Source organism: Neobacillus sp. GCM10023253 (assembly GCF_042653105.1).
Taxonomy (GTDB): Bacteria; Bacillota; Bacilli; order Bacillales; family Cytobacillaceae; genus Neobacillus; species Neobacillus citreus.
Genome location: NZ_JBHSHV010000003.1, coordinates 1,205,358 through 1,222,660, shown reverse-complemented (window position 1 = coordinate 1,222,660; position 17,303 = coordinate 1,205,358). Strand labels below are relative to the sequence as shown.

Below are 17,303 nucleotides of genomic sequence, written 5' to 3'. Positions count from 1 at the left end.
AAATAGCCTGGTGTCTGCCGGGCTATTTATTATGTAAAAATCAGCAGGGATATTGCACTCCTTGTTGAAATAGTTTAATAGGTACTGAAAACTTTTAAAGGAGGGTCAACGTAAATGATTTCAACCTTAAGATTCCCAAAACGTTCATATACCGGCTGGGGCTCCATAGCGAAGCTTTTTGAAGAACTGGAGGATATGAAGCCCAGCCGTATTCTAGTAGTTACCGACCAAACCCTTGTTAAAATTGGATTGGTCCAACAATACTTATCTCCTCTAAATGAACAATATGATGTTAGCCTTTATACTGATGTTGAGCCGGAACCATCGCTCGCTTGTGCAGAGAGATTGGCGGCGTATGCCCGCGAAGGCGGGTTTGATTGTGTTATCGGTTTAGGCGGTGGTAGTGCATTGGACTTGGCAAAAATCGCTGCCGTCATTTCACAAAATGAGGGTGATACAGCAGATTATCTTAATCTCTCTGGTACATGGAAGCTAAAAACGAGGGGCATCCCGAAAATATTAATTCCCACAACATCTGGAACTGGCAGTGAGGTAACAGATATTGCCGTTGTTTCCCTTGAAGGGACCAAGGATGTCGTAACTCACGATTTCTTACTAGCTGATATTGCAATCGTTGATCCACAATTAACCCTGTCTGTTCCTAAAAGAATAACTGCGGCCACTGGAATTGATGCCTTAACACATGCTGTGGAAGCCTTTCTTTCTGTTAATGCAAACGAGGCAACAGATGCACTTGCCATTAAAGCAGTCGAATTAATCGGTGGCTCATTATGGAATGCTGTTGAGAATGGGGAAGACAAAGAAGCAAGAACTGTGATGAGCTATGGTAGCTATCTTGCGGGACTGGCCTTTTTCAACGCAGGTGTCGCCGGTGTTCATGCGCTTGCCTATCCGCTCGGAAGCCAGTTCAAATTACCGCATGGAGAATCCAACGCTGTGTTGCTTCCGTACGTCATGAAAACGATTTCTCCAAACTGCCGTAACAAACTGAATCGAGTATGCAACATATTAACCAATCACGTTGAAGATCGGTCCGAAGAGAAAATTTTAACGTTATTTTATAAACTGGTCGAAAGTGTCGGGCTTCCAACGACACTAAAAGAATATGGCATACCAGAATCCAGTCTTACAAGCTTAACTGAAGATGCAATCAAACAAAAAAGACTGCTGGCCCGAAGCCCAAAACCTCTTGGCAAAGATGAAATCTATCAAATTTATCAAATGGCTTTTAACGGCTTAAATTAAAAGGTGGTTATCTCATGTATTTGACCGTAATCGAACCAAGGGTTTCTGAAACTGACGGTGTCGGCCATATCAATAATACGACGATCCCAATTTGGCTGGAGGCAGGCCGAAACAAGCTTTTTAAATTATTCAACCCGGATGATACCTTTCATGACTGGAAGATGATTATTTTAAAAACAAATGTAGAATACGTCGCACAAATTTATTTTGGTAAAGACGTAGAGGTAAAAACGTGGGTGAAAAAAATCGGCAATTCCAGTTTAGAGCTATACGAGGAAATTCATCAAGAGGGCAGACTATGCGTTATTGGTACTGCAGTATATGTGAATTTTAACCTCCAAACACAGAAATCCGAACCAATTCCTAATGATATTAGACAAGAATTGGAGCTTCATTTATATGAGAGTATTAATTAATGAGGGGGAATTTAAGTGACACCTCGCAAAATGAAATTTTGGGGATGGGGCTATGAAGATGGCCTGTCCCCTCAGGTTCAGAATCAAGTTGAAGCAGCGATGGCAAAGCGGTTTGGAGTAAGCGAATGGAAGAAGACGCCGCCGCCAGTTATCGATGAAATATCTCTAAAGCAGCCTCGCATAAACATACCACAATCACTAAAGCACCTTTGTACTAATGATACCCACGAGCGCTTATCGCACACATATGGAAAATCCTACCGGGATGTCGTGAGGGCTTTTCGTCGTGATTTTATGAATGCACCAGACATAGTGGCATTCCCCGGTACGGAAAATGAGCTTATTAATATTCTAGATTGGTGTAATGATATTCATGCTGCCGCCATTATTTATGGCGGCGGAACAAGTGTAGTAGGAGGTGTTGAGCCTGAAATCGATGACCGATATTCGGGTTCAGTATCGATTGATTTAAGGAATTTTAATCAAGTCCTAGAAATTGACAAAGTTTCTCGTGCTGCACGTATTCAGGCGGGGATTCGCGGTCCGGCTATTGAAAAGCAATTAAAGGAACAGGATCTAACTCTCCGTTTCTTCCCACAGTCTTTCGAATTTTCCACGTTAGGAGGATGGATTGCTACCCGGGCCGGGGGCCATTTTGCCACCCTGCACACACATATCGATGATTTGGTGCAATCTCTACGTGTCATTACTCCAAAAGGCGTGGTTGAAACAAGAAGGCTGCCCGGTTCTGGTGCAGGACCAAGCCCCGACAGGATGTTTATTGGCTCTGAAGGTACCCTTGGAATAATCACTGAGGCCTGGGTCAGGCTGCAGGATCGTCCAGTTTATCGGACTGCAGCATCGGTACGTTTCCCAGATTTTCAGTCCGGAGTGAAAGCCGTCCGGGTGTTAAGCCAATCTGGTTTATATCCTTCCAATTGCCGTTTGCTTGATGCAGGAGAGGCGCATGACTCTGGGGCAGGGGACGGACAAACAGCAGTACTTATGCTTGGCTTTGAGTCGCATGATCATCTTTTGGACGTTTGGATGATTAGGGCATTGGAATGCTGTAAAGAATTTGGCGGAGTATATGGGCAGGATGTAATAAAAACTAGAAAGGATTCATCCGCAAGCAGGGAAGGTGATGTGGGTACGTGGCGAAATGCGTTTATCCAGGCACCGTATCTAAGGGATGTCCTTGTCGGCTTAGGGATTATCGTGGAAACCTTCGAAACAGCGATAACATGGGACCGTTTTGAAGCATTTCATACCGGAGTAATGGAGGCGGCCCAAAAGGCGGTTAGAGAAATTTCCGGCCATAACGGATGGGTGACATGCCGAATCACACATGTCTACCCTGATGGACCGGCACCATATTACACTGTTAAGGCACTCGGGAAGCCTGGCAGTGAACTGGAGCAGTGGGACGAAATCAAAGCAGCTGTATCTGAGGCGATCATTTCCCTCGGCGGCACGATTACCCACCATCACGCAGTCGGCCGTGACCACCGGCCATGGTATGACAAGCAGCGGCCGGACCTGTTTGCCTCTGCATTAAAATCGGTGAAACGCACACTGGACCCTTGTTATATTCTTAACCCGGGAGTGCTCATAGATTAAGGCTGAATATAAGGGCTCCTATGCTACCGAACCGATGATTTCTTACAAGTGTTGGGTTGCGTATTAAGGATCTATGCTACCAATCCGGCGATTTTTTCAAACGTTGGGGCGCATATAAAGGCTCTATGCTACCGATCCGGCGATTTTTTCAAGCGTTGGGGCGCATATAAAGGGGCTATGCTACCGAAACCATGATTTTTTCAAGCGTTGGGGCGCATATAAAGGCTCTATGCTACCGAACCGATGATTTTTTCAAGCGTTTGAGCTAATATAAAAGATCTATGCTACTAAACCGATGACTTATTCAACTGTTTGAGCTCATAGACAGGCTCTATGCTACCAGACCGATGATTTTTTTAGTAATCGAGGTCATATAAATTCTCTACACTAAAAAGGCCTTACCCCCGGTGCTTATAAACAGCAACGCAGGGAGTAAGGCCCTTTTAAACTTAATTTCCTTTTACTGTGTAGTATTTTATTGGATCCTTTTCGGACTCCTTCAGGACTTCTGAGATTGTGTTTGTTATGCTTTGTGGTCCTTTGGCATCAAGCCCGGTCTCCCACATCATCATTCCACCCATCCCATGGTCTAGGGCCAATTTCGTTTTCTTCTTCATTGTCTCTTCACCATTATAATAGTAGGTTGTTCCGTTCATTTGGACTGTATCAGCACCAGAATTGGCAGGATTCTGATTCAAAATTGCTCCGAATGAAACCTGCTTTATTTTTGGATCCTCAGGCTGGGCATACAGCGGTACCCCAAGCACTAATTTTTCTTTTGAAATATTATATTTATCAAAAAGTCCTGTCCAATAGCTTACGATTTTTTCAGTGAATGGGTAGGGAGATAGGTTAGCTGCATGGTAGCCGTCATCCCATTGTCCGTCATAGGCCATAATGTTTACATGGTCCACGTATCGAAACATTTCTGGCTCATATTTAACAAAGGAAATTTCCGTTAACGTAACTGCATGAATCATTGAATATACTGCAATTGAAAGCTCTTTGTTTTTAGGGTGAAGCTGTTCGCTTAAATCTTTCGCGAACGCAGACAGATTTTGAGCATCCTCTGCAGAACGAGGGTGTTCAAAATCGATGTCGATCCCGTCCAAATTTTCTCTATCAGCAATTCCAGTAAGCTCATTTACTAGTTTTGTCCTCGATTCCGGATTAGAAATGGCCGTTTTGAAATATTCATACGATTCTCCGCCTTTAATATGATACCATCCACCAATGGCTAAAATCGCCTTCGTATTATGTTTTTTCGCATTTGTGACCATTCCCCGCAAGTTACCAAGTGCAGTATCGCCGTTAAGCAAAATCCCGCCATCCTTGGTCGGATGCACAAAAGAGAAAATTACATGGGATAACTTGTCATATTCCACCGTATTTGGGTCACGAAAATCTTGTACATATCCTATGAGAACTTTTGAGTGTGATTTTTCCACTTCAGGGACTGCTTTTTCCTGTGGTTTTGTAGCGGATTTGGGAACTTGATCTATTTTTACTATTTTTGAATCTTCATGGTTTGTGGAAAAGAAAAATCCGGCAGCAATTCCTCCAATAAAGGTAAGTAGTATTACCAGTGCAAGGAGGGTTTTTCGTTTATTCATTGCTGACCTCCTCCTATAAAAATATGACATTAAAAGTTTAACAGATAAGGAGGAAGGAGTGGATGGTAATATCTTGTAGGTTTTTAAAATTCAGAAAATTCTTTATACAAAACTCGAATTATGGTACAATTTGTAAATGTAAGTCATTTCCAAAGAAATATATAAAGGGGCCAATGGGAGAATGGATAGCAAGGACTACTTAAGCAGGACTGAGTCAGGAAAACGGCAGAGGTTCAAAAATAAAATTAGTTTTACCATTATTATTGCACTTGTAGTAGTTGCTTGTACTTTTGCAATTGTAATTTATATTAAGACAGATAAGACTGTTCCTACGGGTACCCCTGTAAACGTTAAAGATTCTAAGCTAGAGGAAGAGAGCGATGTTCAGAAGGAACAACCTGAACAACCTCAGGCTCAAGTACAGACGCAGCCAAATACAGAAACAACAATTAAAATAAGTGCAGCTGGTGATTTTACGTTAGGGACAGACGAAACTTTTACATATCCAGATACTTTTGTTCGTACAGCATCGGCAAACGGTTTGGCTTATTTTGTTCAAGAACTCGATAATATTTTTCAGGAGGATGATCTTACTACGGTCAATTTGGAAACAACGTTAACCAATTCAACACAAAAAGCTGAAAAAACGTTTCGCTTTAAAGGAGACCCCGGTTATGCGGAAATATTAAAATTGGGCGGTATTGAAGCAGTTAACCTTGCCAACAATCACATTCATGATTACCTTCAGAAAGGATATACTGACACGATTGAAGCTTTGAAGAACCAACAAATCGGCTATTTCGGCTACGAAAATCAATATATAACAACTATTAAGGACGTTAAAATAGGGGCTTTAGGCTTTGAAGGCTGGCAGGATACACGTGAAGTAAGGAATAAAGTTTCACAAGGTATCAGCCAGTTGCGAGAGCAGGGGGCACAGATTGTTCTTGTCCATTTTCACTGGGGAGTGGAACGGCAATACGTTCCAACTGCCTCGCAAAAATCATTGGCCCGCTTTGCAATCGATAGTGGTGCGGATTTGATTATTGGACACCATCCACATGTCGTTCAGGGAATTGAAGAATATAACGATAAATTTATTGTGTACAGTCTTGGGAATTTTATGTTTGGAGGAAACCGAAATCCGTCTGATAAAGACACGTATGTTTTTCAGCAGACATTTCATCTGGAAAATGGAGTTCTGACTGACAAAAAAGAAATCAATGTAATCCCATTTTCGATATCTTCTGTTTCGTCGAAAAATAATTACCAGCCTACAAGATTAGAAGGTTCGGAGTATGAGAGAGTGAAAAAGAAAATTATTGATGTATCAAATAAAATTAATGGAACGGATTGGTTAGTTTATGATCAGGTAATTAATGAAGAGTAAGACAAATATAAAATAAGCAAAAATAAAAAAGCAGAGAGAAGGAACTCTCTGCTTTAAACCATTATTGTTTGGGAGTCCATAATGTAGAATCATATTGACGTCTAGCTGTCGTAAATTGTGTACCAAAGTAAGTATCTGCTACAGCCTCAGGATTTAAGATGTCATCTCCTGCTGGTTTTACACCATTTTCAGACCAATTAACTAAATCATCAAATGCGTTAATTTGTTCCTCATTTGTAAATTCGCAGTGCCCAATTCCACGAATGGCGCGGGATACTAATAAATCTTCTTTGCCTTTTTCCTTCGCTCTTTTTGCGTATATTTGCTCCATGGAGAATGGTACATAAAGATCCCCCAAGGTGTGTAAAGTAACAGTTGGCACCTTTAGGTCTCCTGTAACTTTTGGAATAGCAGCCAAACCATTGTTATGGCGGCCGTTTGGATCATTTGATATGCGAAGAACACTATCATTTAAAGCTCTTTCTTCCTTGGATGAACCAGGTAAATAGTCAAATTCGTATACAGAATCCGTATTATTTATTACATTACCCGTAGCTTCTCCATATGCGGGGTTCGTTGGCATACGTTGGAGCAGAAAATCATCAAACATCTTCTCATAGGCATATTCAAACAGCGGACGGTCTCCGCCAGAAAGGTTCTCTGTTACTTTTTCTAAAACTGAACCCTCATCAGTTAATTTATTCAATACGGCCCATCCTGTATCAGGGTCTGCTTTTAATCCATTTCCTAATACCTGTCTTAATACCGGAAGCCTATTTTTGATGAAATTTTCATCAAAAATATAGGTTTGATCTTCCTTAGGAATTCCTGCAAGCGATTGTGCCACAAGCCCATAATCCGTAAAGAAATCGAACAACTCCGAATCTCCCAAAACCCCGCACATCGGTAATGCCCCATCCACATCACCATATTGCTCGGCATAAACACCTGTAACATGGCCGCCCATTGAGTGTCCCATAATATAAGTGTGTGTCGGGTTACCTACCAATTGTCTAAACAACCCGTTTAAGGCATGGGTATCTTTTACACCAGATTCAACATCATAACCGTTCGTGCTATAACTAGAGGCAGCCCATGCATACCCTTCTGTAATTAACTCTTGACGAACTGAAGGGGCACTTACCGTCAATGCCTGACCAGTACCTCGATAACCATGAGCATACAACACAAGCTTGCCGTTCCAGTTCTCTGGAACTTCCATCCAATAACCGGCACCATTATGTATGCCTTTATAAAGTTTGGTATTCTCAAATCCTTCTAGATGTGTTAATTTGTCTAATTGTTTTTTATCTACAAAAAAGTTTTTCTTATTTTGCCCATTAGGAACAAAAAACTCTGGAGGTTTAATATTCAGTGAAGTGGATGAATCAGTTGATGAAGGTTGGTCTGCAAATGCGACGGAGCTGAGTACAGATAAAGAGAGTGTTGTGGCTAATGCTGCTGCGAATCCTTTTTTCCTTTTTTTCATGGAACCACCCCTGGTTAAAATAATATTGGGAATATTAGTACTAATATTCAGCCAATTTGATTATAAGACAAGCCAAATACTTCGTATATTGAAATATTTCTACACGAAATAACAGCAAAACACAGCAGGAAACAGGTTATGATAAAAAAACATAAATTGTGATAATAGATGTTTTAAAAATGCAGAAAGAAGTAGAAAAATAACGTCATTTTATTTATTTGGAAAACAGGTATTTTATACCATGACAGAGATTTCAGAATATTATATATAATAGTTAGTAAGTATTCACTAACCAAAAGAGAGGGTGAAGAATTTGGGATCGCAATCGGATACTAAAAAGAAAATTATCCGGGAGGCACGCAAGCTCTTTGCCGAACGAGGATATAATGGCGCCACAACCGCCGAAATTGCCAGGCGTGTTGAAGTTTCAGAAGCTGCTCTTTATAAACATTTTAAGGGCAAAAAGGATATTTTTCTTGCCTGCATTACTCCGTCTGTGTTTGAGCCCCCCAAGATGAATTCTAATCATAATCCTGATCTGGTCAGGGATGTCATCAAAGCAAGAGTGGAAGTAATCCGCAGCAATCTGGACAGCTTCAACATCCTTTTTAGGGAATCGCCCAACCATCCAGAGCTTGCAAAGATGTTTATGGAGCAGATTTATATTCAGGACAAAAGTATGGAACAGCTTTTGCAAAAGGTGTCTAACGGAAATCTCACCCCAGTCCAATCCCTTCTATATGAACTTGGGATCACTAGCGCTATTTGGTCCCTACTCAACTTTGAAAAACTCCAGGAAGAAATCATCTCAGAAAAATTACTGCTCGACCATATGGAGGATGAAATCGCCGATGTTGTTTTATACGGTTTATTAGGTAAAAGGTGAGTAATTAACAGAGAGGAGCTTTTTATGGAAAATAATATGCGGATTCCGCAGCCAAAAACGTATGGCCCGTTAGGCAATATTCCATTAATCGATGAAGATGCACCAACGCTGTCATTTTGGAAAATCGCCGATGAATTCGGACCTATTTTTCGCTTTGAGGCTTTTGGTTTTATCATGCATTTTGTTTCAGGTCATGAATTAGTTGCCGAGGTCTGTAATGAATCCCGGTTTGACAAAAGTCTCTCCGGAGGGTTGTATTTTCTGCGTGCACTAGGGGGAGACGGCTTATTTACAAGTAAAACGAAAGAGCCGAATTGGCAGAAAGCCCATAGCATTCTAATGCCAGCCTTCAGCCAGCAAGCAATGAAAGGATATCATACGATGATGGTTGACATCGCCCAGCAGCTCGTACAAAAGTGGGCCCGTTTGAATCCAAATGAGAGCATCGATGTTCCCGATGATATGACCCGTCTGACCCTAGATACGATTGGGTTATGCGGATTTAACTATCGCTTTAACAGTTTCTATCGGGAAAACCACAATCCGTTTATCATTAGTATGATTCGGGCACTTGACGAGGCCATGCACCAAAGCACAAGGCTGCCATTCCAAACCCAGCTGATGGTAAGAACCAAGCGGCAGTTCGAACGCGACATTAAGTCAATGTTTTCTCTAGTAGATAAAATTATCGCTGAACGCAAAGAAGGCGGCGATCAAGGGGAAACTGATTTGCTGGCCCGAATGCTGAATGTCAATGACCCGCGAACAGGAGAGAGGCTTGATGATGAAAATATTCGATTCCAAATCATTACCTTCTTGATTGCCGGTCATGAAACGACAAGTGGATTGCTTTCTTTTGCCATATACCTGCTTCTGAAGCATCCTGAAGTACTGAAGAAGGCATATGAGGAAGTTGACCAGGTACTAGGCGATTCTATTCCATCGTATCAGCAGGTACTCGACCTTAAGTACATTCGGATGATTTTAAATGAAGCTTTACGTCTTTATCCTACTGCGCCCCAATTTACTTTGTACGCAAAAAACGATACGGTCATTGGCAGAAAATACCAGCTAAAAAAATACGACAATGTGTCCGTCATTATTCCAAAACTTCATCGCGATAAGGATGCATGGGGGGAGGATGCCGAAGAATTTCGACCTGAGCGTTTTGCAGATATGACTAAAATTCCCGCACATGCCTATAAGCCCTTTGGAAACGGGCAGCGAGCGTGTATCGGCATGCAGTTCGCCCTCCATGAGGCAACGCTTGTGTTAGGAATGATTCTGCAGCATTTTGACTTAATCGACCATATGCATTATCAATTAAAAATTAAGCAAACATTGACGCTTAAACCTGATAATTTTAAAATTCGCTTAAAAATGCGGAAGAATAAGAGAATCGATACATTTGCTTTATCTGCTGAAAAAGCGGCAGCCCCGAAAAATAACCAAGAAGCTCCGAAGTATTCACTTATTGGTGTCAATAATAGAAAGCTGCTTGTTTTATATGGTTCCAATATGGGAACAGCAGAGCAGGTTGCACATGAGCTTGCCGATATTGCCCGTTTGCATGGAGTAAGAAGTGAGGCCGCTCCCCTAAACGATAGGATTGGTAAGTTACCAACTGAAGGAGCCGTAATCATTGTCACATCCTCCTATAATGGGAAACCACCAAGAAACGCACGCCAATTTGTGCAGTGGCTGGAACATCTGGAAACAGGTAGTTTAAAAGGTGTCCAGTACGCGGTATTTGGATGTGGCGATCACAACTGGGCGAACACCTACCAGGATGTGCCTCGTTATATTGATGAACAGCTTGCCCTTAAAGGAGCAGTCAGATTTTCAGAGCGGGGGGAAGGTGATGCAAGCGGCGATTTTGAGAAGCAATTTAATGAATGGAAAAACCGGATGTGGCAGGATGCCTTCAAAACCTTCGGAATTCAATTGGATAGAAATGATGAAAAAGGGGCAAATACAATTTCCATACAGTTTGTCAATACTGTAATGGGTTCACCTTTGACTGAAAAGTACGATTCCGTACAAGGTTCGATTGTAGAAAATCAATTAGTGTTTAATGCCGAAAATGAACAAACAAGGCAATTTGTGTTTTCCTTGCCTGAAGGGCTAACCTATCAAGAAGGTAACCATCTTGGGGTCTTTCTAAGGAATAGCAAAGAAACCGTTCAGCGAATTATTAAACGGTTTAGATTAAATGGGAAGGACCATGTGATTATTACCGCATGCGGCCGTACTTTTTCCCATCTTCCGTTAGACCGCCCGGTAAGTCTAGTTGATCTCCTAAGTCAAAGCGTAGAAGTGCAGGAAACAGCAACGCAGGTACAAATTCGTGAATTGGCCGCCTATACGGTTTGCCCTCCGCATAAGCGGGAACTAGAAGCGTTATTAGCGGATGGGGTATATGAAGAACTTGTTTTGAAAAATAGAGTTTCGATGCTTGACTTGCTTGAAAAATATGAAGCCTGTGAAATGCCGTTCGAACGTTTCTTAGAGCTATTGCCTTCACTTAAACCAAGGTATTTTTCAATAACTAGCTCTCCAAAGGAAAGTCCGAATCGAGTGAGCATTACTATTAATGTTGAACAAGGGGCCCTAGCTTGTGCATTCTTTGCGGATTTAAAGCCAGGGGATGAAATCATCATGTTTATAGTGTCCTCTGAGCAAGACGACCACCTTATAAAAGACCAGCAAGTTAAAATAGGTTAAAACGAAAGTCCCTGAATTCTTCTTGAGAATCAGGGACTTTCCATTATTTCAAAAACATCCTCAACATCTTAAGCCCATTCTTAAAATTCGGATAGCGGAACGGGATGTCAAAAAGGGTGGTTTGCTTTAAGACACTTTTCTTATGGGAGAAGGTGTCAAAGCTGCCTTTTCCGTGATAAGAGCCAATGCCGCTTGGTCCGACACCTCCGAAGGGGAGGTGAGGGGAGACAAAGTGATAGACAGTGTCATTCACACAGCCGCCGCCAAACGAAACACTGTTAAGAACCGTTTGCTGGACCTGGTTATTTTCCGTAAAAATATAAAGGGCGAGCGGTTTCGGATGATTATGGATGCCATCGAGCACTTCTGATAAATGGCTGTATTCCATAACAGGAAGAATCGGGCCAAAAATCTCATCCTGCATAATTGGATCATCCCAGCTTATATTCGTTAAAACAGTCGGCTCAATCGCTAGGGTATCCGAATCTGTTTTACCCCCAGAATATACTTGACCATTATCCAAAAAGCCCTCTAGCCGCTTAAAATGCCGCTCACTAACAATATGGGTGTAATCGGGGTTACGTAACGGATTTTCTCCATATAATTCTTTTATCGTATTTTTAAACTCGCTTAGAAATTTGTCTTTGACATTTTTATGAACATAAAGATAATCGGGGGCAATACAGGTCTGACCGGCATTCGTGAATTTACCCCAGGCAACCCGTTTAGCCGCTACCTTAATATTGGCATCATCATGAACGATGCAGGGACTTTTGCCGCCAAGCTCTAATGTAACCGGAGTTAGATTTTTTGCCGCAGCCTCCATAATGATTTTCCCAACAGGTACACTTCCAGTAAAAAAGATATAATCGAATTTTTCCTCAAGGAGTGCTGTGCTTGTTTCCACACCGCCTTCTACAACTGAAACAAACTCTTCAGGATATAGACCATTGATCAGCTTCGCCAATACTTCAGACGTTTTTGGTGTTAATTCAGAAGGTTTCAAAACGGCACAATTTCCCGCTGCAATCGCACCGATTAACGGGGCAATCGCCAACTGAAATGGATAGTTCCACGGGGCAATAATTAATGCCACACCGTAGGGTTCTGAATAGATGTAACTCGTCGAACCAAAATGGGTCATAGGAGTTTTAACACTTTTTGTTTTTACCCAAGAACTCAGGTTTTTAATTGTAAAAGTCAACTCAGCAAGGACAAATCCGATTTCTGCCGCATACGCATCTAGCTCAGATTTATTTAAATCCGTTTTTAACGCTGCCATAATCTCTTGCTCATTTACCTTTATGGCATCCTTCAATTTTTTCAATGCAGCCAATCGGAAGGAAACATTCTTTGTCTGTTCTTTTCGGAAGAAGGCCTTTTGTTTATTAACTAGGAAACTGTAATTTTCTTTAGTACCGCCTTCATTTAATAGGGGAGAGGAAATACTCATAATCATATCTACTCCTTTATCAGATGATAAAGCTTTAATATATCATTTTTATAAAGAATCTTTGGAACAGGATAGAGAGGATTTGCTTCTTTCAAAGACCGTTCCACCATGAGCGGAATATCCTTTTCCATGATTCCGTTCACCTTGGTCGGGATAGCCATTTTTTCATTAAGCTTTTTAATGGCATCAATAAATTTCCGTGCTTTTTGTTCGATAGTATCTGAAGGCTTTGTTATTTTAACCAAATCTGCCAATTCTGACAACGGCTTATGGGCGGATTCCCCATAATACTCGAGTACATATGGAAGAATAATGGCATTTGCCAGACCATGGGGAACCTGATAAAACCCGCCTAAGGTATGGGCGATCGCATGCACGTAGCCGACATATGCCCGGGTAAAAGCGATTCCGGCCAAATAAGCAGCCTTTTGCATGTTTGTTCTAGCCTGAATGTTGGTACCATTTGAATAGCATTCATAAAGATTTTGAAAAATTAACTGTACTGCCTCAATACTGCACTGTGTTGTTTCTTTCGTATTGCTTTTCCCTATATACGCCTCGACTGCATGTGTCAGTGCATCAATACCGGTAGCAGCCGTGATATGGGGAGGAAGCTTTACAGTAAGAAGCGGGTCTAATACAGCATAATGGGGGATAAGGGCCGTGTCCATTATCGCGTACTTTTCATGTGTCTCGCTGTTTGAGACAACAGCGGCAAGCGTTGCTTCACTGCCTGTTCCTGCTGTCGTTGGAATGGCAAACAGAGGCGGTATTCTTTTTAATACCTTTAAAACACCTTTCATCTGTGGAATACTTTTTTTCGGCCTTGCCGCGCGGGCGCCTACACCTTTTGCGCAATCCATTGGCGAGCCGCCGCCAAATGCAACAATTCCCTGGCATTTATTCTCCTTGTACATTTGAAAGGCTTCTTCAATATTTTCTATTGTTGGGTTTGGAACAGTTTTATCATAAATGAAAAATTGGACGCCCTCATTTTTCAAGCCATCTAAGAAAGTGTCCATCAGGCCAATGGAAACAATCCCTTGATCCGTCACGATTAAAACGCTTTCAACTCGCATACTTTTAATAAGGGTTGGAAGTTTACTTAGGCTGTTTTCTCCTTCTAATAATTCCGGTTTTCGCCAAGGAAGTATAAAGGAGGCTACCTTCATCCCACCTTGATACGTTCTGCAATATAATTCGTACATCAATAATCCCCCGCTTTCAATAAAAAATAAAAACACACAAAATACCCAAAAAACCAAAAAATGTATACAAACTATATATCGTAAAAACGGAGGGAACGTCAAGAGAATATTTAAAAAATTCTGAAATATACTCCCTTTGTAGTATATAAACTAAAATTGATATCAAACCAAAAAACTATCTATGAAACGAAAAATCAGCCGAAATCGGCTGATTTTAACTTTGTCCAATGAAATTAATTAATAAACTTAATTCGCCAGCATTAAGCTCGTTGACATTGTCAATGAATTGCTGAACTAGTTTCACCATATCCGGACTTAATTCCTCACCAACCGATTGAATAATCATTCCAACAACTGCCCCTGTAAATACTGTTAATTGCACCTTTGCTTCCTTGGAGGCATTGATTAAGTTCACCGTTAATTCCTTCACGTTTTTTCCTAGTGTATTCAAGAATAATAGCAAAATACTAAGAAAGTAAGCGCAAAACTCCAGCTTAACTTCTACATTTTTCATGAGCGAAATGATATGATGAATTGCTTCTCGTAACGGCAGATTTTGTGGATTTTCCACTAATTTAATGACTTCAGGCAGGATTGCTTCCCACTCTTCTGTGTTTGTTAGCTCTCTCCGTTCTTTTTGGAAAAAGCTTTCTGCAATTTCAGTAGGGGAGAAGACAACGATTGAACGACCTGCTTCATTCTCATTCGTGGAATACGTTCTTTTTACAAGCCCCTGGTTTTCCAATTCCTTTAATACATCATAGGCTGTCCATTTGCTTACGCCAATGGCTTCCGCCACCTTCGAATAATGGACAGGGTTGTTTGTTTTCTTAAATTGACGGTAGATATGATCAAGGAATTCCTGACGTCTTTTTGTTAGAGACAAACTTTTTTTCACCTCAGATCTATTGATGGAAACTTATGTAATTAAATATCATGATTACATGTATTATACCATTCCCGACTAAATATAATGGACAAGATTGCATTCATATATGGGTTGACTTTTTCAAAAAAAGTAGTATAGTTACTATCTTGTGAGCAGGTCATTTACGTTTTTTCTTGTTTTATTCATAGTTTGTTCATATTTACCATTTAAGATATAGACTAGACTAAATAGTACTAATCACATATAGGAAAGTAAATTAAAAAATGCAATAATGATTTGCTAGAAGGAAGGTGCTTAATAATGAAACTAAAAGGTCAAGGTATTTCCCATAAATATATTGGCTTTTTCTTTTTGGCCGTCATTCTTCTTTGGATAAAAACATATGTTACGCAATTAACACAATTTGATTTAGGGATCCAGAACTCAATCCAGAAGTTTTTATTATTTTTAAATCCATTAGGATCGGCGTTAATATTTTTAGGGATTTCAGCATTATTTAAAGGCAGAAAAAAGTATATTTCATTGATTGTGATTGATTTTCTATTATCGTTCTTATTGTTTGCCAATGTAGTGTACTATCGTTTCTTTAATGATTTCATCACGTTGCCTACATTGACCCAAACTCAGAACTTTGGTGATGTCAGCAGCAGTGTGTCTTCTTTATTGAAGCCATATGATTTCTTATTCTTTATAGATACAATTCTATTAATTGCATTACTTGTATTTAGGATTGTAAAAATCGAGAAAAAAGATATGAGCCGTCAAAAGGTGGCTGCTTTATTCTCCATGGCACTAGCCATTTCTTGTGCCAATCTTTCATTAGCAGAAGCGGACAGACCGCAATTATTAACAAGAGGTTTTGACCGAAATTACATTGTAAAATATTTAGGCATGTACAATTATACGATTTATGATACGGTGAAAAGTACGACAGCCTCTGCTCAACGGGTAATGGCGAGCAGCGACGATGTTACTGAGGTGAAAAACTACACTAACTCCAATTATGCTGCACCCAACCCGGCATATTTTGGTGCCGCTAAAGGCATGAACGTTATTTATTTGCATCTTGAATCAACACAAAACTTTTTGATTAATTATAAGCTTCATGGGCAAGAGGTTACACCATTTCTAAACTCGTTAACACGTGACCAGAATACCTTATATTTTGATAACTTCTTCCACCAAACCGGACAAGGGAAAACAGCAGATGCTGAATTTATGCTTGAGAATTCATTATACGGACTGCCGCAGGGTGCTGCCTTTACGACCAAAGGCATGAACACATTCCAATCAGCACCGGGGATTTTAGGTCAGCAGGGTTATACATCTGCAGTATTCCATGCAAACTCAGGAAGCTTTTGGAACCGCAATGAAATTTATAAATCTTTTGGTTATAATAACTTTTTTGACGGAAAATATTATCATGTAAACCCAGAAGATCAAGCGGAATATGGAATGATGGATAAACCATTTTATCAACAATCTAAACCAATGTTAGAAACTTTACCAGAGCCGTTTTATACGAAATTTATTCCGGTAGCCAACCATTATCCATATAAAATGGACCAAAGCTTGGCAACGATTGCCCCTGCAGAAACGGGTGATGCATCGGTTGATGATTATTTCCAAACAGCTAGATATGAGGACGAAGCTTTAAAAGAGTTCTTTGATTATTTAAAGCAGACAGGATTACTTGATCGTTCCATTATTATTATGTACGGTGACCATTATGGAATATCCGAAAACCATAATAAAGCAATGGCTCAGGTATTGGGGAAGGAAATTACTCCGTTTGAAAGTGCCGGCTTGCAGCGTGTTCCATTATTTATTCGTGTCCCTGGTATCCAAGGGGGAACTCATCATGAATACGGCGGCCAAATCGATGTCCTACCAACACTGCTTCATTTGTTAGGAATTGATTCAAAACAGTTTGTCCAGTTTGGTACTGATTTATTGTCAGAACAGCACGACCAACTTGTGCCATTCCGAAATGGCGACTTTGTAAGTCCAACCATTACAGCTGTTAGAGATAAATATTACGATTCTACGACTGGCTTGGAGCTTTCACAGGATAAATTGGATGAGGCTAAGAAGTACCACGAGATCGTGGACCAAAAGCTGGCAGAATCCGATAAAGTTGTAAATGGCGACTTATTGCGTTTCTATACACCTGATGGCTTTAAACCAATCGACAGATCAAAATATAACTATAACAAGGGTCAAGAAGATTCTTCTAAATAAAAGACGCTCTCCGGGTTTCGGCCCGGAGAGCTTTTTTGTACTCGTTACTTGTAAATATTTGCAACTTTTTACACTTATTAGACAAAAGTAATGTTAAAATAATTCTTG

The 17,303-nt window shown here is 40.6% G+C and carries 11 protein-coding genes and 1 pseudogene; 7 read left to right on the top strand and 5 right to left on the bottom strand.

Going from position 1 to position 17,303, the window contains the following annotated elements; translation table 11 throughout:
* The first annotated feature begins 114 nt into the window (after positions 1-114).
* Genes ACFPA1_RS06280 through ACFPA1_RS06270 form a run of 3 tightly spaced genes read left to right on the top strand, consistent with a single transcriptional unit; the run spans position 115 to position 3,302 of the window.
* Positions 115-1,266 carry an iron-containing alcohol dehydrogenase gene (locus ACFPA1_RS06280; RefSeq protein WP_378581734.1) on the top strand — a complete coding sequence of 384 codons (1,152 nt, stop codon included), beginning with the start codon at positions 115-117 and terminating at the stop codon, positions 1,264-1,266.
* Positions 1,267-1,280: 14 nt separating this feature from the next.
* On the top strand, positions 1,281-1,682 hold the full coding sequence (locus ACFPA1_RS06275) for an acyl-CoA thioesterase (RefSeq protein ID WP_213140034.1): 402 nt from the start codon (positions 1,281-1,283) through the stop codon (positions 1,680-1,682).
* Positions 1,683-1,697: 15 nt separating this feature from the next.
* The gene (locus tag ACFPA1_RS06270) at positions 1,698-3,302 is read left to right on the top strand and encodes an FAD-binding oxidoreductase (RefSeq protein WP_378581733.1); all 1,605 of its coding nucleotides are present in this window, start codon (positions 1,698-1,700) and stop codon (positions 3,300-3,302) included.
* Positions 3,303-3,751: 449 nt separating this feature from the next.
* On the opposite strand, the gene ACFPA1_RS06265 is transcribed toward ACFPA1_RS06270, so the two are convergent.
* The gene (locus ACFPA1_RS06265; protein ID WP_378581732.1) at positions 3,752-4,915 is read right to left on the bottom strand and encodes a glycosyl hydrolase family 18 protein; all 1,164 of its coding nucleotides are present in this window, start codon (positions 4,913-4,915) and stop codon (positions 3,752-3,754) included.
* Positions 4,916-5,096: 181 nt separating this feature from the next.
* On the opposite strand from ACFPA1_RS06265, the gene ACFPA1_RS06260 reads away from it, so the two are divergent.
* Complete coding sequence (locus tag ACFPA1_RS06260) at positions 5,097-6,305, top strand: CapA family protein (protein WP_378581731.1); 1,209 nt, start codon at positions 5,097-5,099, stop codon at positions 6,303-6,305.
* A gap of 61 nt (positions 6,306-6,366) precedes the next feature.
* Here the strand turns inward: ACFPA1_RS06260 and ACFPA1_RS06255 are convergent, their stop codons facing one another.
* Positions 6,367-7,794, bottom strand: coding sequence for a hypothetical protein (locus tag ACFPA1_RS06255; RefSeq protein ID WP_378581730.1), 1,428 nt, complete (start codon positions 7,792-7,794; stop codon positions 6,367-6,369).
* A 313-nt stretch (positions 7,795-8,107) separates the two neighbouring features.
* Between ACFPA1_RS06255 and ACFPA1_RS06250 the strand changes: the two genes are divergently transcribed.
* Both ACFPA1_RS06250 and ACFPA1_RS06245 read left to right on the top strand, forming a co-directional pair.
* Positions 8,108-8,680, top strand: a complete 573-nt coding sequence (locus tag ACFPA1_RS06250) for a TetR/AcrR family transcriptional regulator (protein ID WP_378581729.1) — start codon at positions 8,108-8,110, stop codon at positions 8,678-8,680.
* 24 nt (positions 8,681-8,704) lie between these two features.
* Positions 8,705-11,398, top strand: a pseudogene (locus tag ACFPA1_RS06245) (cytochrome P450); the annotation flags it as partial.
* Positions 11,399-11,447: 49 nt separating this feature from the next.
* Here the strand turns inward: ACFPA1_RS06245 and ACFPA1_RS06240 are convergent.
* From ACFPA1_RS06240 to ACFPA1_RS06230, 3 genes are all read right to left on the bottom strand, one after another.
* A complete protein-coding gene (locus ACFPA1_RS06240; RefSeq protein ID WP_378581864.1) occupies positions 11,448-12,857 on the bottom strand; it encodes an aldehyde dehydrogenase in 1,410 nt (469 codons plus the stop codon).
* Between the two features lie 8 nt (positions 12,858-12,865).
* Positions 12,866-14,065 (bottom strand): iron-containing alcohol dehydrogenase, encoded by a 1,200-nt coding sequence (locus ACFPA1_RS06235; RefSeq protein WP_213140041.1) that lies wholly within the window; start codon positions 14,063-14,065, stop codon positions 12,866-12,868.
* A gap of 214 nt (positions 14,066-14,279) precedes the next feature.
* Positions 14,280-14,951 (bottom strand): helix-turn-helix domain-containing protein, encoded by a 672-nt coding sequence (locus tag ACFPA1_RS06230; protein WP_241113836.1) that lies wholly within the window; start codon positions 14,949-14,951, stop codon positions 14,280-14,282.
* Positions 14,952-15,254: 303 nt separating this feature from the next.
* Here ACFPA1_RS06230 and ACFPA1_RS06225 point away from each other — a divergent pair, with 303 nt between their 5' ends.
* Positions 15,255-17,195, top strand: coding sequence for an LTA synthase family protein (locus tag ACFPA1_RS06225; RefSeq protein WP_213140043.1), 1,941 nt, complete (start codon positions 15,255-15,257; stop codon positions 17,193-17,195).
* Positions 17,196-17,303: the final 108 nt, after the last annotated feature.

What these genes read in the sequence shown, in the direction of transcription:
- ACFPA1_RS06275 (WP_213140034.1), top strand. Translation starts at nt 1,281, where the DNA reads ATGTATTTGACCGTAATCGAACCAAGGGTTTCTGAAACTGACGGTGTC.
- ACFPA1_RS06280 (WP_378581734.1), top strand. Translation starts at nt 115, where the DNA reads ATGATTTCAACCTTAAGATTCCCAAAACGTTCATATACCGGCTGGGGC.
- ACFPA1_RS06240 (WP_378581864.1), bottom strand. Translation starts at nt 12,857, where the DNA reads ATGAGTATTTCCTCTCCCCTATTAAATGAAGGCGGTACTAAAGAAAAT.
- ACFPA1_RS06265 (WP_378581732.1), bottom strand. Translation starts at nt 4,915, where the DNA reads ATGAATAAACGAAAAACCCTCCTTGCACTGGTAATACTACTTACCTTT.
- ACFPA1_RS06235 (WP_213140041.1), bottom strand. Translation starts at nt 14,065, where the DNA reads ATGTACGAATTATATTGCAGAACGTATCAAGGTGGGATGAAGGTAGCC.
- ACFPA1_RS06225 (WP_213140043.1), top strand. Translation starts at nt 15,255, where the DNA reads ATGAAACTAAAAGGTCAAGGTATTTCCCATAAATATATTGGCTTTTTC.
- ACFPA1_RS06255 (WP_378581730.1), bottom strand. Translation starts at nt 7,794, where the DNA reads ATGAAAAAAAGGAAAAAAGGATTCGCAGCAGCATTAGCCACAACACTC.
- ACFPA1_RS06260 (WP_378581731.1), top strand. Translation starts at nt 5,097, where the DNA reads ATGGATAGCAAGGACTACTTAAGCAGGACTGAGTCAGGAAAACGGCAG.